This is a genomic window from Anoxybacillus ayderensis, from assembly GCF_000833605.1.
In the GTDB taxonomy this organism is placed as follows: domain Bacteria; phylum Bacillota; class Bacilli; order Bacillales; family Anoxybacillaceae; genus Anoxybacillus; species Anoxybacillus ayderensis.
In genome coordinates this window covers 174,295-197,148 of sequence record NZ_JXTG01000004.1, presented here as the reverse complement: position 1 = coordinate 197,148, position 22,854 = coordinate 174,295, and the positions used below count along the sequence as shown (strand labels likewise).

19 protein-coding genes are annotated in these 22,854 nt (G+C 39.3%); 1 reads left to right on the top strand and 18 read right to left on the bottom strand.

Translation table 11 applies throughout. From position 1 onward, the window contains the following. Nucleotides 1–27: 27 nt before the first annotated feature. From JV16_RS06570 to JV16_RS06555, 4 genes are all read right to left on the bottom strand, one after another. Nucleotides 28–906, bottom strand: coding sequence for a carbohydrate ABC transporter permease (locus JV16_RS06570; protein WP_042534819.1), 879 nt, complete (start codon nt 904–906; stop codon nt 28–30). A 72-nt stretch (nt 907–978) separates the two neighbouring features. After that, a complete protein-coding gene (locus JV16_RS06565) occupies nt 979–2,286 on the bottom strand; it encodes an extracellular solute-binding protein (RefSeq protein WP_042534817.1) in 1,308 nt (435 codons plus the stop codon). A gap of 76 nt (nt 2,287–2,362) precedes the next feature. Further along, nucleotides 2,363–3,145, bottom strand: coding sequence for a response regulator transcription factor (locus JV16_RS06560; protein WP_075039320.1), 783 nt, complete (start codon nt 3,143–3,145; stop codon nt 2,363–2,365). A gap of 6 nt (nt 3,146–3,151) precedes the next feature. Further along, nucleotides 3,152–4,888 (bottom strand): cache domain-containing sensor histidine kinase, encoded by a 1,737-nt coding sequence (locus JV16_RS06555; RefSeq protein WP_042534815.1) that lies wholly within the window; start codon nt 4,886–4,888, stop codon nt 3,152–3,154. 184 nt (nt 4,889–5,072) lie between these two features. Between JV16_RS06555 and JV16_RS06550 the strand changes: the two genes are divergently transcribed. Beyond that, on the top strand, nt 5,073–6,251 hold the full coding sequence (locus tag JV16_RS06550; RefSeq protein WP_042534814.1) for an ROK family transcriptional regulator: 1,179 nt from the start codon (nt 5,073–5,075) through the stop codon (nt 6,249–6,251). 36 nt (nt 6,252–6,287) lie between these two features. On the opposite strand, the gene JV16_RS06545 is transcribed toward JV16_RS06550, so the two are convergent. The 14 genes from JV16_RS06545 to mmsB all read right to left on the bottom strand — a co-directional run bounded on the left by JV16_RS06545 (nt 6,288) and on the right by mmsB (nt 22,850). Next, complete coding sequence (locus tag JV16_RS06545) at nt 6,288–7,271, bottom strand: aldo/keto reductase (protein WP_042534811.1); 984 nt, start codon at nt 7,269–7,271, stop codon at nt 6,288–6,290. 14 nt (nt 7,272–7,285) lie between these two features. Continuing rightward, nucleotides 7,286–8,344 (bottom strand): aldose epimerase family protein, encoded by a 1,059-nt coding sequence (locus JV16_RS06540; protein WP_042534809.1) that lies wholly within the window; start codon nt 8,342–8,344, stop codon nt 7,286–7,288. Nucleotides 8,345–8,367: 23 nt separating this feature from the next. After that, nucleotides 8,368–9,369, bottom strand: coding sequence for a Gfo/Idh/MocA family protein (locus tag JV16_RS06535; protein ID WP_042534807.1), 1,002 nt, complete (start codon nt 9,367–9,369; stop codon nt 8,368–8,370). Nucleotides 9,370–9,549: 180 nt separating this feature from the next. Then, nucleotides 9,550–10,569 (bottom strand): LacI family DNA-binding transcriptional regulator, encoded by a 1,020-nt coding sequence (locus JV16_RS06530; RefSeq protein WP_042534805.1) that lies wholly within the window; start codon nt 10,567–10,569, stop codon nt 9,550–9,552. A gap of 84 nt (nt 10,570–10,653) precedes the next feature. Then, a complete protein-coding gene (galT, locus tag JV16_RS06525; RefSeq protein ID WP_042534803.1) occupies nt 10,654–12,165 on the bottom strand; it encodes a UDP-glucose--hexose-1-phosphate uridylyltransferase in 1,512 nt (503 codons plus the stop codon). Nucleotides 12,166–12,168: 3 nt separating this feature from the next. Further along, nucleotides 12,169–13,155 carry a UDP-glucose 4-epimerase GalE gene (gene galE / locus JV16_RS06520; RefSeq protein ID WP_042534801.1) on the bottom strand — a complete coding sequence of 329 codons (987 nt, stop codon included), beginning with the start codon at nt 13,153–13,155 and terminating at the stop codon, nt 12,169–12,171. Next, nucleotides 13,152–14,330, bottom strand: coding sequence for a galactokinase (locus JV16_RS06515; protein ID WP_042534799.1), 1,179 nt, complete (start codon nt 14,328–14,330; stop codon nt 13,152–13,154). The genes galE and JV16_RS06515 overlap by 4 nt, the downstream gene beginning before the upstream one ends. Nucleotides 14,331–14,478: 148 nt before the next feature. Further along, nucleotides 14,479–14,646 (bottom strand): hypothetical protein, encoded by a 168-nt coding sequence (locus tag JV16_RS15660; RefSeq protein ID WP_160289321.1) that lies wholly within the window; start codon nt 14,644–14,646, stop codon nt 14,479–14,481. Between the two features lie 206 nt (nt 14,647–14,852). After that, a complete protein-coding gene (gene arfA, locus JV16_RS06510) occupies nt 14,853–16,358 on the bottom strand; it encodes an arabinosylfuranosidase ArfA (protein WP_042534798.1) in 1,506 nt (501 codons plus the stop codon). A gap of 93 nt (nt 16,359–16,451) precedes the next feature. After that, nucleotides 16,452–17,939 carry an L-arabinose isomerase gene (araA, locus tag JV16_RS06505; protein ID WP_042534796.1) on the bottom strand — a complete coding sequence of 496 codons (1,488 nt, stop codon included), beginning with the start codon at nt 17,937–17,939 and terminating at the stop codon, nt 16,452–16,454. A 21-nt stretch (nt 17,940–17,960) separates the two neighbouring features. Beyond that, a complete protein-coding gene (locus JV16_RS06500; RefSeq protein WP_042534794.1) occupies nt 17,961–19,649 on the bottom strand; it encodes a ribulokinase in 1,689 nt (562 codons plus the stop codon). 9 nt (nt 19,650–19,658) lie between these two features. Continuing rightward, nucleotides 19,659–20,345 carry an L-ribulose-5-phosphate 4-epimerase gene (gene araD / locus JV16_RS06495; RefSeq protein WP_042534792.1) on the bottom strand — a complete coding sequence of 229 codons (687 nt, stop codon included), beginning with the start codon at nt 20,343–20,345 and terminating at the stop codon, nt 19,659–19,661. Between the two features lie 94 nt (nt 20,346–20,439). After that, nucleotides 20,440–21,528: a GntR family transcriptional regulator gene (locus JV16_RS06490; RefSeq protein ID WP_042534790.1), complete on the bottom strand. Its 1,089-nt coding sequence runs from the start codon at nt 21,526–21,528 to the stop codon at nt 20,440–20,442. A 101-nt stretch (nt 21,529–21,629) separates the two neighbouring features. After that, entirely contained in the window at nt 21,630–22,850 is a 1,221-nt protein-coding gene (gene mmsB, locus JV16_RS06485) for a multiple monosaccharide ABC transporter permease (RefSeq protein WP_042534788.1), read from the bottom strand. Nucleotides 22,851–22,854: the final 4 nt, after the last annotated feature.

The window sequence follows — 22,854 nt, the reverse complement described above, 5'->3', positions numbered from 1 at the left end:
TCCATCGTATCAGCACCCCATACACTGTTAATATTGGACTTCTTCTTCTGTGTGCGTTAACTTTCTAATTAACCACGTAGCAACAATACAAAGAATCAACAGAGAAAAAGCAATTGCACTCCCGTATCCAAAATTGAAACTACGAAATGCTTTTTGATACATGTAAGAAGCAATAACTTCACTTGCTCCGTTTGGTCCACCGCCAGTCATTACATAAATCAAATCAAAATATTTCAAAGAGCCGACGACAGCCAATACGATTGTCACTTTGATTACACCAGCAATGAGCGGCAATTTAATTTTATATGCTAACTGCCAAGGATTAGCCCCATCAATAATAGCTGCTTCAATAATGGAAGATGGGATATTTTTTAAAGCTGCGTAGTAGATCAATATATAAAACCCCGCATATTGCCAAATTATAGGTATAAAAACAGAATATAGTACAATTGAAGGATCAGCAAGCCAATTTGGAGGATCATCTACCCCTAAAAATGAAAGAAATTGGTTCAACATTCCGTTGGAAGGATGATAAATTCTCAACCATAACTGAGCAATAGCCACAGAGGAAAGCAACATAGGAATTAAGTAAATTTTCCGAAGTATATTTGCTCCTTTTATCCTTCCCGCAAGAACAAGAGAGACAACTAAATAACCACCAAGGCTCAAAACAGAAAAAACAGCTAATAAAAATGAATGATATACACTTTTCCAAAACATACTATCTTTTAATAACTGTTTATAGTTGTCCAATGCAACAAATGTTCTCTCACCTATTCCATCCCATTTCATTAAGCTATAATATCCCGTCATAATAATTGGGACATAAACTAATATAATGATCATTAATAAAGCGGGTAGAACGTATAATGCGATGACACGTTTATCAGACATTACTTTGTCCATATTATTTCCTCCCTCATACTTTGAGGAAAAAGGACATATTATAAAAATATGTCCTTTTTCTGTTCTTCATATCTAGCGTGTGTTAGACAATGCTTCTTGATGCTGTTTTGCGAATTTTTCCGGTGTGACACTTTCCCCAAATAACGACTGAATTAAATTCAAGTGAGTTTGTGCGGCTTCTGGGTTCATCTGCACATCAGCAAATAATGTAATGTTGCTCGCATTTGCTAATTCATTCAAAACATCAATATACATTTGTGGTAAGTCGATGTTGGCAGTATTCACTTTTGTTGCTGGAATGACACCAGCTCTTGTGACAGAACGCTCTCCCCATTTTTCAACAAAGAACTTCACAAATTGTTTTGCCTCTTCTTTATGTTTGGAATTTTCAGATACAAATAACCCTACGCCTGGTCCACCAACCCAACTATCAATATTTCCCTTCCCGCCTTCAACTTCTGGGAACTTGAAAAACCCTACTTTTTCTCTAAACTCTTTTGGAATATCTTCATTTGTTGTAAACTGTGGCAAATCCCACGTTCCCATTAAATACATAGCAGCCTTTTCGTTTGTAAATTCTGCCTTTGCCTCATCATTCGATAAACCGTTAAATCCTTTAATAAACGCTTTCATTTTTACAAGATTTTGTATTTCTTCTGCAGCTTGTACTAAACTTGGATCCTCAAATGTCCCACTTCCATTAATTGCATTTTTTAATGTATCTGCTCCACCAATACGATCAGCTAAATACATATACCACATCGAACCTGTCCAGCGATCTTTATTTCCTAGGGCAATAGGGGCAACACCGTTGTCTACAAGTACTTGCACAACTTGCTTAAACTCGTCGTATGTTTTAGGAACTTCCAAATTATATTTTTCAAAAATCCCTTTGTTATAGTAAATAGGAGTAATATTCAGCTCTAAAGGAAGTGCATATGTTTTTCCATCTAATGCATATGGCTCTGTTGTACCTGAAACAAAGTTTTCACGTAATCCACCGTCTAGTAGATCATCTAATGGGGTAAAGAGTCCTCCTTTTGCATAAGGCTCTAAAAACCCTGCAGCCCATGTCATCCCAATATCAGGGAGTTCATTCGAAGCCCCTAATACTTTCAGTTTGTTTTTATACTGCTCGTTTTCCAAAATTTCTTGTTTAATCTTTACATTCGGATTTTCTGCTTCAAACTCTTGAATGATTTCGTTTACAATCATGTTATGCTGCTTAGAACTTCCGGCTGGCCAAAGGTGCATGAAAGTGAGTGTTACTTTTTCCTCACCTTTTCCTTCCGTGTCTTTCTCAGTTGTTTTTTCTGAACATCCCGCTAAAACAAGCATCAGAACAACTAGCCACAATATTGTATGCGCTTTCTTTAACACTTTCAAAATCCCCCTTTCGTTTTCTTACTTCTAATGTAACACGAGCGATGGCTCCTAGTAAGGTAACGTTCATCATTTAAAATTCCATTTTTTTTAGATACTCTTTTCGAAAACGATAAGGAGTAATCCCTTCAAACTCTTTAAATATTTTAATAAAGTACTTAGATGTTTGATACCCTACGATGTTACTGATTTCAGCAATCGATAAATTCGTATTTATCAATAAGTTTTTCGCCTTTTGTAATCGGCATCTTGTTACATATTCACTAAATGTCATATTCATTTCTTGCTTAAATAAGGCGCTAAAATAACTCGAATTTAAATATACATATTTAGATACATCACTTAAGCTGAAAGGTTTGTCAAGGTTTTCATCAATGAACTGGATTGCTTTTTTAATAGGTGAAGAAAGTTTCTCTTCACGTATTCCTATGACATGGTCATCCAAAATTTTTTCGATTTTCTTTGCCTTTTTCAGACTTTCTGATATGTCAAGTGCTTTCTCCACTGCTTCAATAAGTTTATCTTTATCTACCGGTTTAAGCAAATAGTCTACAACACCTAACGTGATTGCCTCCTGGGCATACGTAAACTCGGAGTAAGCTGAAATAATGATAACAGGAATCTCATTTTTTTCCTTAAGGGTACGAATAAGTTTTAAACCTGAAATTTGCGGCATACGAATATCTGTTAATAACACATCGATTTTTTTCTTTTGTAAAATAGAAATTGCTTCCTCACCACTACTAGCACATACAATTTCATATTTTCCCATTGCCCACAAATTTAGAACTTTTTTCATTCCTTCACGTGCTCTCGGCTCATCATCAACAATCAAAATCGTTTTTACACTTCTCACGAAGCTTCACCCACTTTTAGGAATTTGAAATGTTACACATGTTCCTTTCCCTGCTTCGCTGTGAATAAGTAACTCTCTCTCTTCGCCGTAATAAAGTTGTAATCGTCGGTTAACATTCATGAGCGCGACCCCACTTCCTTTCACCGAAGAAACCGTTTTACTCGTTAACTTCTCTTTCAAATTTTTCAACTCTTTTTCATCCATCCCGTTTCCATCATCTTGTACCTTAATAAGTAATTCGTTCCCCTCCATACATTCTGTCATGCTGATTGAAACTGTACCTATCCCCGTTTTATTTCCAATTCCATGTAGAACTGCATTTTCAACAAGCGGCTGAATGAGCAATTTCGGAATTCTTACATGTAAACAATGATCAGGGACATTAATTTTCCAAACAAGTCGTTCTCCCCATCTTACTCTCATCACTTCCATATAACGTTGAATATGTTCTACTTCTTCTTGAATTGTTACCCATTCATCTTGATCAGAATGACTAATTGTGTAACGGAACAGTTCAGCCATATTTAATACGAATTTTGCTAATTCTTCTTCATCTCTTTCGATAAGCGACCAATACAGCGCATCAAGTGTATTAAAAAGAAAATGTGGATTGATTTGAGCCTGCAACGCTTTCAGTTCCGCTTGACTTCGAACTAATTCTTTTTCATAAACCATTTGTATTAAATGATTAATATCATTCACTAAAGAGTTGTATGTTTCAATTAATTCATCAATTTCAATAGTAGACGAAATCGGAGGGCTTAATTTTAATTTTCCGTTCCTCCCACCATGCATGATTTTTGTTAACTTTAAAATTGGGCGAGTTACAATAGTGGATAGAAAAAACGAAAAAGCAAAAAAGATGATAAAACCAAAAGTACCTGAGAGAATTATTGCATTTTTTAAAATATCAACACCTTTTATAAGTTCTTCCAAAGGCGTAACGATAATTACCTTCCACTTTGTAAGAGGTGAGGTCTGCTCGACAACCATATAATCTGTTTCTTCTTTTTTCTTTACGTATAAAACGTGTATAAGATATGCGGGCAAACTTGAGAAAATTTTTTGACCTTTCTCATCTAATACTAATGTATAACTTTGATTGTTTATTTTTTGTTCAGAAAAACCACTAAATTGAAAATAATCGGTATTAACCCGTACTAACAAGTAGCCGCCTGATGAAAAAGAATGATCTGTCAATCGAATTTGACGCGCAACGACAAAAAAATGAGGCGATTTTGGATCTTGCCCAATCCAAACCATCTTGCCACGTTGTTTTTTTATTTCCTGAATCCATTCTACTCCCACTCGCTCTACTAAATTCATTTCATTTAGAGGAAATATTCGCTTATAATCGTTTGTATATAATTCAAACGATTGAATACCATCAAAATATGTTTGATATGAATTTACTACTTGCATTAAATACTGCCTCTCTTCAAAACTCAAATATTTACCTTGTACTTCTTTCAAAAATGTACGTTGAACATACATATCAGTCACAATTTGGGCAGTTAGTGAATTTAATTGTTTATACAAAGATTCTAATCTTCCGTTTGCTTGAGTAATTGTTTGTTGTATTTGTTCTTCTGCATTTTTCTTCAGTAGTGACGAAACAATATGAAATGTAATGACCCCTACAAACAATAGCACAAGTGTCATCACAAAAATATAAATCGTTAAAATTTGATTACGTAGCGTATTAAAGCGAGCCATCTTTTGTTTAACATATAGATAGGGCATTAAATCACCTCTGTCTTCGCATAACTAAAACACGTTCCCACAATATAAATTAGATTGATAAGGCGCTCCTTCTTTCTTCTTGACTTACATTATAAAATCCTCTATTTTGTTTGTCTACAAAACAAACAAAGTGAACTAGAATTTTTCATACAATTATGATACATTGATAATCAGGGTGATAAATTTGACAAGAATAACTGGAAATCCACATTTAATAAAAAAAATTAATAAATCACTTGTGCTTGACATGATTAAAAGCCAAGGTCCTTTATCGCGAGCAGAAATATCCCAACGCTCTGGACTAAATAAAGGTACCGTTTCTTCTCTTGTTAAAGAGCTAATGGATGAAGAATTAGTGTATGAAATCGGCCAAGGTGAATCAAGTGGTGGTCGGCGACCTGTTCTATTGTTGTTTAACGAAAAAGCAGGCTATGCGATCGGAATTGATTTAGGGGTTCACTATATTATAGGGGTACTGACCGATCTCCAAGGAAATATTATCAAGGAAAAGCAAACTAAATTTCCTCAAAAAGATTATTCAACTGTCCTCACGCTTATTAAAGAAACGATTAATGAACTAATAGCACTTATGCCTGAAAGCCGTTACGGTTTAATTGGCATCGGTCTTGGCGTTCCTGGAATTGTTGATAAAGAAGGGAGACTGTTATTTGCACCAAATTTAGGTTGGAAAGACATCCCTTTAAAACAAGATCTCGAATCACTTTTCCATGTTCCTGTCATTATTGATAATGAGGCAAATGCTGGAGCATATGGAGAAAAACGAAAAGGTGCTGGACAAAGTTCCTATAATATCATTTATATTAGTGCAGGTATGGGGATCGGTGTCGGATTCATATTAAATGGTGAACTATATCGAGGAACAAACGGCTTTTCTGGTGAAAGTGGCCATATGATCATTGAAGTAGACGGTTTGCCATGTCGCTGTGGAAGTATTGGGTGTTGGGAGTTGTATGCATCAGAACAAGCGTTATTAGAGGGAGCAAAGCCAATACTGTCTGATGAAGTATCGCTTGAAAAATTAATAGAATTGGCTGAAAGTAAGCGTCAAGAGATCACCTCACTATTTGGACGCATTGGGAACTATTTGGGCATCGGAATCAATAATTTAATTAATACGTTTAATCCAGAACAAGTCATTATTGGTAACCGATTATCGATGGCAAAACAATGGATTTTTCCTGCTATTCAACAAGTCATCGCACAAAGAACATTGCCGTACCATCGTACAAATGTCGACATCCAATTTTCTAACTTATCTATTTATTCAACCGCGTTAGGTATTTCCTTCTTCGTCATCGAAGATTTCTTGAAAAAAGGGGAGAGGATAGAAGTATTTCTGTAAGGAAAGGCATCCAATTCATTCGGATGCCTTTCCTTTTTAATACGCTCCTCTAATAAATGAGTGAACCTCTGTTTTATAAAATTGTGCCAACCGTTCTTTTTCTTCCTTACTAAAGGATGGAACATTTACTGCTTCCAAATTATCTTCTACTTGCTTTGCGGTTTTGAAACCTGGGATCACACAAGTTACTTCTTCGTGATCTAAAATCCAGCGTAATGAAGCTCTCGTCATATTTCCTCTTCTTTTGGAAATCCATGTTAGTTGTTCGCTTAACTCCACACCTTTTTGAAACTCAAGTCCAGCGAATGTTTCGCCAACGTTAAAATGTTGTCCGTCTCGGTTAAAATGACGATGGTCATTTTCCGCAAACGTTGCGTCCCTCCTAAATTTCCCTGTCAATAAACCACTTGCAAGTGGCAAACGCGCTAATATCCCTACACCTTGTACTTTCGCTTTTGGAAGCAATTCTTCTAACGGTTTTTGGCGGAAAATATTAAAGATGACTTGCAATGCTTTCACGTTCGGATTCGTTAGACAGAACAGCCCTTCTTCCACCGTTTCGACGCTTACGCCGTAATAGCGAATTTTTCCTTCTTGTTGCAATTTATCCAACACTTCAAATACCCGACCGTCTTTTAACACTTCAAATGGTGGACAGTGGATTTGGTATAAATCGATACGCTCGCGCTGCAAGCGCTTTAAACTTCCTTCGCAATATTTCCGCACGTTTTCTTCGGAGTAGGTGTGAAAGTCATGAATGTCCCCAGCCCGACAAAATTTCGTAGCAATATAAATGTCGTCCTTTTTTCCTTTTGTCGCTTTTGCTAACAGTTCTTCGCTACGGCCGTTGCCATAAACATCTGCTGTATCAAAAAAATTGACACCAGCATCGATTGCCCGTTGTAACCCTTTCAACGCTTCAATGTCATCTGTTTGACCCCAGGAACCCCCAATGGCCCACGTTCCAAAGCTTACTTCGCTCACTTCTAACTCTGTATTTCCTAAACGTCGATATTTCATCTTTCTTCCTCCCTCTAGAAATGTTCTTTACACACAAGAAATTTATATTTCGTCGTCGATGAATACACTTTCCCTGCCCGTAATATACAAGATGGGAAATGATCATGATGCACGGCATTTGGCAATGCTTGCGTCTCCAAGCAAATCCCTAAATATTTCCGCGATGTTGTACCGTTCAGCTTTTCTTCATTTGTAAGTTGATTTCCTGTATATACGACGACACCAACTTCATCGGTTTCAACAATCAATGTCCGCCCGCTCTCCCTGTCACATAAAACAATTTCTTCATCATGATGAGTATTGAGTATAAATGGATGATCGTATCCTTGGCCAACGAGACAAATTTGTGGATGTGTTGAATCAATTGCTTCCTGTAATATCTTTCCTTTTCGTAAATCAAAAGGTGTACCCGCTACATCTTTTATTTCTCCAGTCGGGATAAATTCATGATCTAACGGTAAAAAACGATCACTTTTTATTTTTAATTCATGTTGCAAAATATCTCTTTTTACGTTACCGCTTAAATTAAAGTACGTATGGTTCGTTAATGTAAGCGGTGTGTCTTGATCGGAAACAGCATGGTAAGAAATTATGAGTTCGTTTTGATTATTCAACGTATATGTCACTTGAACGTCGATATTTCCTGGATATCCTTCTTCCCCATCAACACTTCGATGAGAAAAACGAACACCGACTCCTTCTTTTTGTGAAAATCCTACTGCCCGCCAAATCACGTGGTGAAATCCTTTTTCTCCACCGTGCAAGTGGTTTTTATATTCATTGGCACGTAGCTTATATGTTTTTCCGTTTAACTGAAAAGAACTATTTTTTATTCTCCCAGCTACTCTTCCAATGACAGCTCCTAAATATGGACGGTTTGTCAAATAAGAAGAGAAATCATCAAATGCTAAAACGACATTTTCCATGTTTCCGTTTTTATCAGGCACGAGTATGCTTGTAATGATACAACCGTAGTTTAAACAAGTGACCTCCATTCCATGATCATTTGTAAGCGTAAATGCGATGATCGGTTGACCATTTATTTCTGTTCTTTTTTCTTGTACAAGTTTCATTTTCATCTTCCTTTCCAAATCTCTTAAACTGTTAATTCAATTACTTTTCCTGTTTTTGCTGATATACGACACGCATCGAGCACTTTCGCCTGCTGGATCATCGCCTCATTTGAATAACTTGGAGCTACTCCATCAATAATACATTGCGAAAAATATTCCACTTGTAGACAATATTGATCTCCTTTTATAATTTCTTCTCTTGTTTTTCCTTCAGTCGTTTGTACAATGACGGAACCGTTTCCTTGTTGTATATCAGGCCGATAAGCCCGTGAAACGACTATTTTCCCTTTCGTTCCAATGATTTCATATTCATTGCGCCCAAACATATCAAAACTACAATCAAATAAAGCATGCACACCGTTGCTCATCTGTAGCCAACCACTTGTGACTATATCTACACCTTTCATGTGATCAAAAGTGGAGTGAACTGACAAAATAACTGGTTCCGCATGTAACAAAGAACGGATCGAATGGATACAATAACATCCTATATCTAATAAACTTCCTCCTCCAAGTGATTTCTCCATGCGAATATTATTTTCTCGTTCGACAAGATAAAAAGAAAAACTTGCTCTCATACTTTTTACAATTCCTATTTCTCCTGATGACATTATTTCTTTTACTCTCTTATGTTGTGGGTGGAATTGATACATAAATGCTTCCATCCAGATGACACTATTTTCTCTACAAACCTCTACCATTCTTCGAACATCGTCTTCACATAAAGCAGCTGGCTTTTCACAAAGAATATGTTTTTTATGTTCTGCCGCCTTGATTGTCCATTTCATGTGCATATGGTTAGGAAGCGGAATATATACAGCATCAATCTCGGGATCATTCAACAACTGTTCATAAGTACTGTATACCTTCGGGATGTGAAAGCGTTCGGCGATCTCGTGTACTCTATCATTTCCACTAGCAATAGCTACAACTTCTGCGTTCTCTGCACGCTGAATAGCTGGAATCATCGTCTCCCTTGAAATATGGGCTGTGCTTAAAATTCCCCACCGTACTTTTTTTGACATTTCATTCACTCCTCGTGTAGATAAAGACTGAACCCAGCTATACGGTCAGTCCTCCCAAAAATATTGAATTTTCTTTAACTATCATCTTCTTAATTATAACAGCAATATTTTAGTTTGTTCAATAAACAAACTAACCAACTTATTCGTTATATAAAGAAATAGCTTTCGCCAAGGCGGAAGCTATTTCTTTACCGTATGAGCACAGCTGCTTTCTCTGACGACAAGTTTCGTTGGAACAACAATTTTTTTCGGAATGTCTCTTTTCGTTTGAATTTGTTCGACAAGCAATTCAACCGCTGTTTCTCCCATAAATTCTGTGTAAACTTGCACAGTGGACAATGGAGGCTGAACAAATTTTGATGTAGGGAGATCATTAAAACCGACCACTGTGATTTCATTCGGAACGTCAACTCCTGCTTCATGCAACGCCCGCAACGCTCCGATAGCCATCGAGTCGCTCGCAATAAAAAATGCAGTTGGCCGATTCGGCAGCTGAAGCGCTTGTTTCATTAACATATACCCATCCTCTGCAATGAAACGCCCTGTGAACACATATTCTGGAATAAACATGCCACGTAAATATAAATATTCATAAAATGTACGCTCGCGCTCATCTTGAATTAAATGACCGTCATCAACATATTCACGCCCTCCAATATAGCCGATATGTTTATGACCGAGATCAATTAAATATTGAAGAACACGAACTGTCGCTTTTCGAAAATCAACAACGACCGAATCAAAGCGATCTTCATCAGGTGAATAGTCAACAAAAACGATATGATCGGTAACAGATGCAAACAAATCAATCTCCTTCTTCCCAAACTTCCCGACCGCAATCATTCCGTCTAAACCTGTCAGCCATTCTGATTCATACGAGCCATCTTTTTTAAATAACTTGACTAACTCAATTTGGCGACGAAAACATTCCTTTTCAACACCAAGGCGAACAGCCATGTAGTATGGATCGTCAAGCTCTTGAGATTCCGAATACCAGTTCACAACACCAAAACGCAATCGGTCTTTTGCATTCATTTGATTGCGCTCCCTAGGTGTTTTATAGTTCAGCTCTTGGGCAATTTCAAAAATGCGCTTTCTTGTTTCATCCGAGACGGATAACGTTGTATCGTAGTTTAACACACGCGATACAGTGGCGACCGAAACCCCTGCTTTCTCGGCAATTTCCTTCAATGTAGCCATCGATGCCACTCCTTTAAAGATATTTTTCTAAATGTTTTTATCCCTAGTATCTCATTTATTCCTTTATATCACTTTTCAACATACCTAAACACATTGTTCTTGAATATGACGAATAAAACGATGAAACGCTTCTTTTCCTTCTTCCGTTCGTTTAAATACGCCCGCATGTTCGAGCACTTGTTCAAATCGTTTTCCTACTTCTTCTTTTAATAGCTCATGTACATCATCGATGATCGCATGTCTCTCCATGATCTCTTGCACCCATTCCCAATGTTTCAATAGCGACAAATCCCATTGCTCTCTTCGTGTGTTATTTTTCATGTATGTTGCAATCGTCTCTAATTCATTCGCTAATCGACTAGGCAATACAGCTAATCCCATCACTTCAATTAAACCGATATTTTCTTTTTTAATATGATGCAATTCCTCATGTGGATGAAAAATGCCGTACGGATATTGCTCTGATGTGCGATTGTTTCTTAACACAATATCCATCTCGTACAATTCCTCGCGTCTACGAGCAATTGGCGTGACCGTATTATGCGGTACATCGTTTGTTTGTGCGTATATATTCGCTTTCGGATCGCTATATTTTTTCCATTCTTTGTAAATAAAATCACTCACTTCTAACACATCTTGTTTTGTTCCTCGGATACGTATCACCGACATCGGCCAACGAATGACGCTCATTTGTACATGCGGATAAGCTGGAAGTGTGAATGAAAAATCGGATGAAGCTTTTTCAATCGCAAATGTATATTTTCCACCTTGAAAATGATCATGCGATAAAATCGATCCTCCTACGATAGGTAAATCAGCATTGGAGCCGATAAAGTAATGCGGAAATTGATCGACAAAATCAAGCAACCGTTCAAACGTTTTTCTTTCCATTTTCATCGGTACATGCTTATCACGCAGTACGATGCAATGTTCGTTGTAATAAACGTAAGGTGAATATTGAAAAAACCAACGTTCCCCACATAACTCAATAGGGATAATGCGATGGTTCGCTCGCGCAGGGTGTCGGATCGTTCCAGCATATCCTTCATTTTCAATACATAGCAAGCAGGAAGGATAATGTTGCTCTTTCGTCTCCTTCATGCGCGCAATATCACGAGGATCTTTTTCCGGCTTAGATAAGTTGATCGTTATATCCATATCCCCATATTTCGTTCGTACTTTCCATCGTCTATTTTTCATCACTCGGTCTACACGAATGTAATTGGATGCTTGACTAAGTTCATAAAACCAAGTTGTTGCTTCTTGCTTATTTCGTTTATATTTTTCATAAAACGTTTGAATAATCGTTGATGGACGTGCCACAAAACAATTCATGATTTCTGTATCAAATAAATCGCGCTCTGTCACTGTCTTTCCAGCAAATCGCCCATGCGCTTCCGCCCAATTCATAATATGTTGTAAAATCGAAACAAGTGGACGATCGGAGGAGGGGGCAACTCCTACTTGTTTCCATTCGTCCAACTTTAACAAAGCGAGCAGTCGATTGCGCGTATAAATGACGTCTTCCTTTTCGATTAAATGATGATGGAGCGCATACTGCATTAGTGCTTCAATTTCTTCATAAATGTTTACCATCGTTTACACCTCTTCATATCCGTTCGGATTCGCTTGATGCCACTCCCATGCCGAAGCAATAATTTCCTCTATCGTTGTGTACATCGGCTTCCATCCGAGCTCGCGTTTCGCTTTTTCGGATGAAGCAACTAAGCGAGCAGGATCCCCAAGGCGTCTCGGCATCATTTTGGCGGGAATCGGATGCCCTGTGACACGACGTGCTGCTTCAACGACTTCTTTGACAGAAAAACCGTTGCCATTTCCTAAATTGTATATGTTACTTTCACTCCCCTTTCTTAGTTTTTCCACGGCTAACATATGAGCATCTACTAAATCCAATACGTGAATGTAATCGCGAATACAAGTACCGTCATATGTGTCGTAGTCATCTCCAAAAATATGAAACTCTTCTCGTTTTCCTAGCGGCACTTGCAAAATAAGAGGAATGACATGTGTCTCTGGGCGATGGTCTTCGCCAAGCATCGTTCCATACGCGCCAGCGACGTTGAAATATCGTAAAGAAATGTAGCGAATACCGTATGCGACGTTCGCCCATTTCATCATTTTTTCCATCGCTAGTTTTGTTTCACCATACGGACTTTCAGGATTCGTTTCATCTGTCTCTTGAATCGGAATTTGTTTTGGCTCCCCATACACCGCAGCCGTTGAGGAAAATACAATTTGTTTTACGCCATGTTCATTCATGACATGAAGCAACACTTCTGTTCCATAAACATTATTGTTGTAATAAGCTAATGGCTTTTTCACACTTTCTCCAACAAGGGAATGAGCCGCAAAATGAATCACTGTATCTATTTCATGCTTTTTAAATATGTCGCTTAAAAAGTGACGATCACGAATATCGCCCTCGTAAAAAAGGGCATCTGGGTGAACAGCTTTTCGATGCCCTGTTTGTAAATTATCAACAACAACAACTTGTTCTCCTTTTTCAATGAAACGATACACCGCATGACTCCCGATATATCCTGCCCCACCACAAATGAGAATCATCGCATGCTCTCCCCTTCTTTTGTCAGTTGTTTCGCCCCGTCACCAATTTTCGCTACGTAAAAACTTGGTGCATATCCTATTTCCATTTCATACATTTGCCCAACTTCTTCGATAAACGACGGAATATGATCGTCTTTTACAATGTTTACTGTACAACCGCCAAACCCCGCTCCTGTCATGCGCGCCCCAATCGTACCTTTATGTTTCCACGCTGCTTCCACGAGCGTATCTAACTCTTTTCCGGTCACTTCATAATCATCACGCAATGATTCATGTGATTGGCGCATGAGTTGTCCAAACGTATGCAAATCTCCTTGTTGTAAAGCAAAGGCAGCTTGTTTCGTCCGTTCATTTTCTGAAACGACATGACGCACTCGTTTTTGTTCTGTCGATGAAAGAATATGTGCATATTCGTTAAACTGCTCAGTCGTTAAATCGCTAAGAGAGTGAATACTTACATAGCGCTGTAATTTGGCGAGCGCCTGTTCACATGTCGCGCGTCGCTCATTGTATGCTGAATCGGCTAAACCTCGCTTTTTATTCGTATTTGCAATAACAATCGAGCAATCTTCTAAAGAAAGAGGCAAATATTCATACTGGAGCGTCTGGCAATCAAGCAATAGCGCATGTCCTGCTTTCCCCATTCCAACCGCAAATTGATCCATAATACCACAATTCACACCGATATATTCATTTTCGACTTTTTGACTGATTTTTACTAATTCCATCATCTCTATGTTTAGTTGAAACAACTCGTTTAACATGACGGCGGTCACAAGCTCAATAGAAGCAGAAGAAGATAACCCTGCCCCATTTGGAATGTTGCCATAGTATAAGACATCAATCCCCTTTTGAACATGTTTCGGCATAAGTGCTTGGATCATTCCTTTTGGATAATTCGCCCATCCATGACGCTCATCATAGGCAAGTTCTTCTTTTGTCATCGAAACAATTCCATCTTCATGAAAGTTTTTTGAATAGAGCCGAATCATCCCATCATCATTTAATCTGGCAACCGCATACGTTCCGATATGCAATGAACAAGGAAGCACATACCCTCCGTTATAATCTGTATGTTCACCGATTAAGTTGACACGCCCAGGGGCGAAGAACATGTGTTTTTTTTCACCCATTCCAAATATATTGATATAATCGTGCTTTAATTGTTCCATTATTACTTCTCCTCTACAAATGAATGGTAATACAAACTTATTCTAAAAGTTCTCTCTCTTAAATACAGAAAAACTAGGTTTAGTAAAATTTTAGTTTAAATTTAAGTAAAATTCAAGATTATTTTATAAATTTCTTAAAAATAGTCCATTTTTATATTATTGAATCTGTGAAATTGCCACCGATTAATTCAAATACACAAGCCATCATCGCCGTTTCTAATTGCTCTAGTTGTTGTTTTGCCTCCGTTAACGTTCGTCCTTTCACCCCAAAATAAAATTTCATTTTCGGCTCTGTGCCAGATAGATGTGTACGCTTCATTAAATAGATCATCCGCTTGAATCGCAATCTTATCATGCACAAAAAATCATCGATAACGCAAAAAAATATTCAGCTCACTTTATAATGTGGCTGAATAGTTACTTGATTTTTATACATTTTTAACACACTAGCTTTTATGTGCCGTTCAATGAAATTAAAATTAATCAAAAAATCGATTCACTATCGATTCAGTTCATGTCTCCATATCATTTTCGCAAACGGATGATATTCCATGATAACTTTGATAGTGTAGCTAATAACTTCCCATCAGATAGCCGAGCATCACCGTTTGGGTGTGGTACAACAAGGGAAGATTTCGCCGAGTTCGTTTGTTTCACATTTTCATGTTCCAAAACGATATGCTCAATGACGTGGTAGTCTTCAAAACTACGGACATCACATTCTAGTAATAATGCATCTTCTATGTCACGGTTGACCGCAAAAATCGTCACTTCTTCTTTTTCTTGATTGTAAACCGCAATGGATTCTAAGTACGGGACATCAGTAAAGTCTTTGCTGTCATATTTTGGGCTCGAAATAATCGGGTGCAACGCCACCCCTCTTCCATAAACAGAGGCGTGCATGAACGGATAATAAATCGTTTGTTTCCAAGCTGGACCGTTCTTTTCCGTCATAATCGGCGCAATAACGTTAATTAATTGAGCCAAACAAGCCATTTTCACCCGATCAGCATGTTTCATTAACGTAATGAGCATACAGCCGACAAGGAGAGCATCTTCAAAGTTATAAATATCTTCCAACAGAGGCGGTGCCACGGTCCACGGCTCAATTTGTTTATCCGCTTCGTTCGAGTGGTACCATACATTCCACTCATCAAATGAAAGATGGATCGTTTTTTTGCTTCGTTTTTTCGCCTTTACATAATCAGCAATGGCGACAACTGAACGAATAAAATCATCCATTTCCAACGACATCGCTAAGTAATTAGCTGTATCATTATCTCGGTTTCCAAAGTATTGATGGAGAGAAATATAATTAACATGTTCATACGTATGATCCAAAACGGTCGCTTCCCATTCCGCAAATGTCGGCATATTTCTTCCTGAACTTCCACACACAACAAGTTCAATCGTTGGATCAACCCATTTCATGACTTTGGCCGCTTCACAGGCGATTCGTCCGTACTCAACAGCCGTCTTATGACCGATTTGCCACGGACCGTCCATCTCATTGCCCAAGCACCACGTTTTAATTTTATGCGGCTCTTTATAGCCATGGGAAATGCGCAAATCGCTGTAGTAGGAGCCCGATGGGTGGTTGCAGTATTCGACTAAGTTGCGTGCCGCATCAATGCCGCGCGTCCCTAAGTTGACGGCCATATTCACTTCGGCTCCGACCATCTTGGCCCAATCCATAAATTCATTCAAGCCAATTTCATTCGTTTCCACCGACCGCCACGCCAAATCCAGACGCCGCGGTCGCTGTTCTTTTTGCCCCACTCCGTCCTCCCAGTTGTAACCGGACACAAAATTCCCGCCTGGATAGCGGATAATTGGCACTTGCAACTCTTTAACCAATTCTATAACATCTTGCCGAAAGCCATTTTCATCAGCCGTCGGATGGCTTGGCTCATAAATCCCTCCGTATATAGCACGACCAAGATGCTCGATGAAGGATCCATAAATTCGTTTGTCGATTTCGGCGATTTTGAAGTCTTTTTCGATGATCATGTTTGCTTTTTTAGGGCTCATTTACCTTCTTCCCTTCCAAGATAATAAAAGGCAATCTAAAAACATAAACTCCTTTAGTCATATCCCTTCTTTAAAAAAATATAATACATATACTTACCCGCGCCAAAACACGTCATTCCATTTTAATTCATTTTTAAACGCTGGTATAGATGTATACTCATTAATCACTACACATTCCATACCCACGATTTCTGCCCAGTCCTGCAGTTGCTCTGTAGTGACATAAAATGAGAAGCACGTATGATGAGCACCTCCAGCTAAGATCCACGCTTCTGCCGAATCACGAAGCGATGGGCGCGGCTTCCATAGGATTCTTGCAACAGGGAGTTTTGGCATTTCTTTTTCTACCTTTACCGCATCAACTTCGTTCACAATGAGGCGGAAACGATGTCCAATATCAATTAACGATGCATTTACCGCCGCTCCTGCACCACCGTCAAAAACAAGACGAGCTGGATCAGCCTTTCCGCCAATCGAAAGAGGATGAACCTCGAGTTTCGGACGAGTAGCAGCAATGGTTGGACACACTTCTAACATATGAGCGCCAAGGATTAACTCGTTTCCTGATTCCAAATGATACGTGTAATCTTCCATAAACGACGTTCCCTTTCCATCGGCCATAATTTTCATGATCCGAACAAGTGCTGCCGTTTTCCAATCTCCCTCACCGCCAAACCCATATCCTTCCGCCATCAAACGTTGGACCGCAAGTCCTGGGAGCTGTTTCATTCCATGCAAATCTTCAAATGTCGTCGTAAATGCAGTAAAATTCCCTTCTTCTAAAAACGCTTTTAGCGCAAGTTCAATCCGAGCTTGTTCTTTGATCGAATCGCGCACTGTTCCTTCGCGAAGCCCCTCTGGAACAATATCGTATAGTTCTGTATATTCGTCAAAAAGTTCATTTACCTTCTGCTCTGGCACTTCTTTTATATACTGAACAAGATCGCCGATACCATAGCCGCTAATAGACCAACCAAATTGAATTTGCGCTCCGACTTTATCTCCTTCTGTCACTGCTACTTCCCTCATGTTATCACCAAAACGGGCTACTTTTAAATGACGGCTTTCTGTCGCTGCAACCGCCGTGCGCATCCAGCCGGCAATTCGTTCGCGAACATCCGGATCTTCCCAATGACCGACGACCACTTTCCGCGCAATGCCCATTCTGGATCCGATAAAACCATATTCCCTGTCTCCATGGGCCGATTGGTTCAAATTCATAAAATCCATATCAATGCTGTTCCAAGGGATCTCGCGGTTAAATTGTGTGTGAAGATGCAACAACGGCTTTCTTAACTGCGAAAGACCTCCAATCCACATTTTCGCAGGAGAAAACGTATGCATCCACGTAATGATTCCCGCACAATCGTCATCAGCATTCGCTTCAATACAAAGCTTCCGAATTCCGTCAGGTGTTGTCACAACCGATTTAAAAACGACTTTAAACGGAAGCGTCTCATCCCGCCCGAAACCTTCGGCGATCATTCTCGAATGCTCTTCTACTTGTTTCAGCGTTTCTTCTCCGTACAAATGCTGGCTTCCTGTAACAAACCAAAATTCATATGGCCGCAACTGTAGCATAAAAACCTCTCCTCACATCTATTAGATATTCACTGATTCTTTTAATCCTACATTTTCTTTAATCGATTTTAATCGTTTCATCACATTGTTTCCGCCGCGTCCGAAATAATCATGCAGTTTCACATACTCTTGATATAGTTGTTCGTAAATGGCTACATTTTCTCGTATCGGCTTAAACACTTCATCGCGGACTTTCCCCATTTTTTTGGCAGCCTCAGCAATCGATTCATATCCTCCGTTTTCTTTTCCGGCTGCCACCGCTGCAAACATCGCTGCCCCAACAGCAGGAGTTTGCTTCGAAGCCGCTACTTTAATTGGGCGATTTGTTACATCCGCATAAATTTGCATCAATAACTTATTTTTTTGCGGAAGCCCGCCGCAAGCATAGAGCTCCTCCACTTTGACACCGCTTTCAACAAAAGCGTCAATAATTTTTCGAGTGCCGAATGCAGTCGCTTCGAGCAAAGCTCGATAAATTTCCTCTGGCTTCGTTAACAACGTGTAACCAACCATTAATCCTGTCAAATCCGTATCGACTAATACAGAGCGGTTACCGTTCCACCAATCTAGCGCCAATAAGCCAGTTTCCCCCGGTTTATACGCAGCCGCCCTTTTTTCCAGCCATTCGTGGATACCGATTCCTTCTTTTTCAGCTGCTTCTTTCACATAAGCTGGAACCCCCTGTTCTACATACCACGCAAAAATATCTCCTACCGCCGACTGACCCGCTTCATAGCCAAGATACCCCGGAATAATTCCATCTTCGACAACCCCGCACATTCCTTCAACACGTTTCTCTTCCGTTCCTAACAACATATGACAAATCGATGTGCCCATCGCCATCACTAATTTGCCCGGCTCTACTACCCCAACTCCCGGAACGGCAGCGTGAGCATCCACATTCCCAACAGCAACCGCCGTACCCGAAAGAAGTCCCATCATCGCTGCCATTTCGTTCGTTAGTTCCCCCGCTTTTGTACCAAGCGGAACAATATCACCGCGCAATTTTGTTTCCGTCAAATTTTCAAGACGAGGATCTAACGCTCGAAAAAACTCTTTGCTCGGATAGCCTTCCTGTTTATGCCATATCGATTTATAACCGGCTGTACAACTGTTTCGGACAATATTTCCTGTCATTTTAAATACTACCCAATCAGTAGCCTCTAAAAATAAATCCGTTTTCTCATAAATATCTGGCGCCTCGTTTAAAATTTGCCAAACTTTTGCAATCATCCATTCCGACGAAATTTTGCCGCCATACCGCGGTAAAAACGTTTCCCCTCTTTCGGCAGCAATTTCATTAATTAAATTGGCTTCATCTTGAGCTGCATGATGCTTCCATAATTTCACCCAACTATGCGGTCGATGTTTTAAATCAGGTTTGAAACAAAGCGGTTCACCAAAAGCATCAACCGGAAGCATGGTGCATGCTGTAAAATCTATTCCAATCCCAATCACATCAGCAGGATTTACCCCTGATTTTTGCAACACAGCCGGAACGGCAGTAGCCAATACTTCGATGTAATCTCCAGGATGCTGCAGCGCCCAATCTGGTTCTAATTTTACATTTGATTCCGGAAGCACCTCATCGATCACCCCATGAGGATACGGAGTGACATGATCGGCAATTTCATTTCCTTCTAGATCTACAAGAACGGCACGTCCAGATTCTGTTCCATAGTCAATGCCAATTACGTACTTCATCATCATTCCCCTCCCTCATTGTCCATAGTAAGCGTTAGCACCATGTTTTCTAAGATAATGCCTGTCTAATAAAGACTGATCAATCGGCTGAACATTTGGGTTGAGGTGGCATGTTCTTGCCGCCATTTTAGCTACTTCTTCAAGGACAACCGCATTATGAACAGCATTATGCGGATCGTTCCCCCAAGCAAATGGACCGTGGCCATGAACAAGCACTCCCGGCATTTGTATCGGATCGAGAAAACTGAGCGTTTCCACAATTACTTTGCCCGTCTCTAATTCATACGCCCCTTTAATTTCCACTTCCGTCATTTTTCTTGTACAAGGAATTTCCCCATAAAAATAGTCTGCATGCGTCGTCCCTAAAGCTGGAATCCCTTTCCCTGCTTGCGCCCAAATCGTTGCCCAAGGCGAGTGAGTATGGACAATCCCACCAATATAAGGAAAAGACTGATATAGAACTAAATGTGTGGGTGTATCAGACGAAGGTTTTAATTTCCCCTCCACAACATTTCCTTCTAAATCGACAACGACCATATCATCCTTTGTCATTTTGTCATACTCTACTCCGCTTGGTTTGATGACAACAAGTCCTCGTTCACGGTCGATCCCACTTACATTCCCCCAAGTAAATGTAACCAACCGATATTTAGGAAGCTGTAAGTTTGCCTCCAACACAACTTGTTTTAATTCTTCGAGCATCTCCTCCACTCCCTATATAAAAATCTCTTCACCTCTATTATAATTTTGTACGTACAATTTTTCTATAGCTTTTTTAATTTTGTTCGAACATTTTTTATATTTTCTTTGTTGATTCTCTAACAATTAGTTCAGGTTGATAAATAATATCTTGTATTTCATCGTTTTGCTCAATCATTCGAACTAACATTTCCGCCGCTTTTATCCCCATTTCCGCTTTTGGATGACGGATCGTTGTCAATTTCACCTCTGTAGCTGTAGCAAATGTAGAATCATCGAAACCGACGATCGAAATATCATCCGGTACGCTCAATCCTTGCTGTCGAATGACATCCAACAATTTAATGGCTAATTCATCGTTATAGCAAACAATTGCTGTCACTCGTTCCTCTTGTGGCTGTTGCAAAAAAGAATGCGCGAGTTCTAAAGGTTTTGTATTTTTTTCTTCCGTTGTATAGGATACGAGATGGTTGGATGATAACGAAACGCCATGTTCTTGGTGAGCGCGAATAAATCCTTTTAACCTGTTAACCCCTTGCAAATCATCGGTTTTAAAAAAGCCGGCAATCCGCCGATGACCTAGCTGTATTAAATGATCCGTAAGCAAATAGCCACCTCTTTCATCATCCATTTTGATGGACGGACAACTCATTTCTAAATAACGTTCGTTAATCATAACGTATGGAATATGTAAATTATTGAGTGTTAAGTAATACGAAAGATTAGGATTGCCTTGAGCGCTTTTTGTCGGTTCGATGATAAGCCCACTTAACGGCTGTTGAATCATCGCCTCTAAATGGTCACGCTCTTTCGTTTTATCGTTATCGGTACTAGCCAACAATAGTCGGTATCCTTTTTTGCGCAACGTTTCTTCTGCTCCACGGACAATATGCGGGAAGATATAATCGGAAATATATGTTGTTAAAATCGCTACTGTTTTTACTTCTTGTTTGCTGGCTAGCTTTGGCTTAGAAACAAATGTTCCGCTTCCTTGGATTTTATATAGCCAACCTTCATTTTCTAACTCACCTAACGCTTGTCTAACTGTATGGCGACTTAACTGAAATTGGTTTGCAATTTCATGTTCTGTTGGTATTTTTTCGTTAGGGCTTAACTTCCCTGATTGAATCCAAGATAAAATTTCTCGTTTCAGTTGCAAGTATTTTGGCACATTTTTTTCTTTCATAACGTTCACCCCATGTTGAATAATCTACACATCCATTATACCAATTTTTATTTGTCCGTATATATTCAGAAAAGAATAGCCAAGATGAAACCATCTTGGCCTTAAGACGCTTTGTTTTTGTTATAAATATCAAACGCAACAGCCGCAAGTAACACCAAACCTTTAATCGCCTGTTGCCAATCAATGCCTAATCCAAGCAACGACATCCCGTTGTTCATGACCCCCATGACAAGACCACCGATAATCGCACCACTTACTGTCCCAATGCCACCATACGCAGAAGCGCCTCCAATAAAGCAAGCAGCAATGGCGTCGAGTTCAAATAGGTTTCCTGCTTTTGGTGTCGCTGCATTTAAACGCGCTGCAAAAATCAATCCTGAAAGTGCGGCTAAAACTCCCATGTTCACAAATACCCAAAATGTGACCCTTTTCGTTTTCACCCCTGATAGTTGTGCCGCTTTTTCATTTCCTCCAATTGCATATATATGCCGACCAACAATCGTCTTATTAGCGACAAACGAATAGGCAACAATAAGTGTCGCAAGAATGATTAAAATATTCGGGATTCCTTCATATGTCGCGAGAACATAAGAGAAGACAGTAATCACAACGACAATACTAATTAACTTACCTATGAACATTGCTGCAGGGATTACGTCAAATCCGTACGTTTTAGCATTGTTTCTTTTTTTAATTTCTAACCAGATAAACAAGATAGATAAAAGCCCTCCGATGATAAGTGTTAGCAAATGGATATTCTTTCCGTGAAACACATCTGGCAGAAACCCTGAACTAATGTTTTGAAACGATTTTGGGAATGGGGCAATCGATTGTCCTTTTAAGACAACCATCGTAAGCCCTCTAAACAATAACATACTGGCTAATGTAACAATGAAAGCTGGTATTTTTACATAAGCGATCCAAAATCCTTGCCATGCGCCAATCAATGCACCTAACAAAAGAGAAAGCACCACTGTAACAATCATCGGGACATGATGTTGCACCATTAAGATACCTGCTAGTGCACCGACAAACGCTGCTACTGATCCTACCGATAAATCGATGTGCCCCGTAATAATAACAAGCATCATACCGATTGCTAATACTAAAATGTAGCTATTTTGCAAAATTAAGTTCGTTACGTTTAAGGGTCTTAATAAAATTCCGTCTGTCAAAAGTTGAAATAGCAACATAATTAACACAAGTGCAACAACCATACTGTAGCTCCGAATATTGTTTTTAATCATTTGAGCAAACGGCTGAATCTTTGGTTCGCTTGGTTCCGGATGGCGTGTCATTGTTTTTTGTGTCGGTATTTGCATTTGT

Coding starts and splice junctions, on each gene's coding strand:
- galE (WP_042534801.1), bottom strand. CDS start 13,155: ATGATTCTCATTTGTGGTGGGGCAGGATATATCGGGAGTCATGCGGTG.
- JV16_RS06535 (WP_042534807.1), bottom strand. CDS start 9,369: ATGTCAAAAAAAGTACGGTGGGGAATTTTAAGCACAGCCCATATTTCA.
- JV16_RS06555 (WP_042534815.1), bottom strand. CDS start 4,888: ATGCCCTATCTATATGTTAAACAAAAGATGGCTCGCTTTAATACGCTA.
- araD (WP_042534792.1), bottom strand. CDS start 20,345: ATGCTCGAAGAATTAAAACAAGTTGTGTTGGAGGCAAACTTACAGCTT.
- galT (WP_042534803.1), bottom strand. CDS start 12,165: ATGGTAAACATTTATGAAGAAATTGAAGCACTAATGCAGTATGCGCTC.
- JV16_RS06570 (WP_042534819.1), bottom strand. CDS start 906: ATGGACAAAGTAATGTCTGATAAACGTGTCATCGCATTATACGTTCTA.
- araA (WP_042534796.1), bottom strand. CDS start 17,939: ATGCTACAGTTGCGGCCATATGAATTTTGGTTTGTTACAGGAAGCCAG.
- JV16_RS15660 (WP_160289321.1), bottom strand. CDS start 14,646: ATGAAGCGTACACATCTATCTGGCACAGAGCCGAAAATGAAATTTTAT.
- arfA (WP_042534798.1), bottom strand. CDS start 16,358: ATGAGCCCTAAAAAAGCAAACATGATCATCGAAAAAGACTTCAAAATC.
- JV16_RS06530 (WP_042534805.1), bottom strand. CDS start 10,569: ATGGCTACATTGAAGGAAATTGCCGAGAAAGCAGGGGTTTCGGTCGCC.
- JV16_RS06545 (WP_042534811.1), bottom strand. CDS start 7,271: ATGAAATATCGACGTTTAGGAAATACAGAGTTAGAAGTGAGCGAAGTA.
- JV16_RS06490 (WP_042534790.1), bottom strand. CDS start 21,528: ATGAAAGAAAAAAATGTGCCAAAATACTTGCAACTGAAACGAGAAATT.
- mmsB (WP_042534788.1), bottom strand. CDS start 22,850: ATGCAAATACCGACACAAAAAACAATGACACGCCATCCGGAACCAAGC.
- JV16_RS06500 (WP_042534794.1), bottom strand. CDS start 19,649: ATGATGATGAAGTACGTAATTGGCATTGACTATGGAACAGAATCTGGA.
- JV16_RS06540 (WP_042534809.1), bottom strand. CDS start 8,344: ATGAAACTTGTACAAGAAAAAAGAACAGAAATAAATGGTCAACCGATC.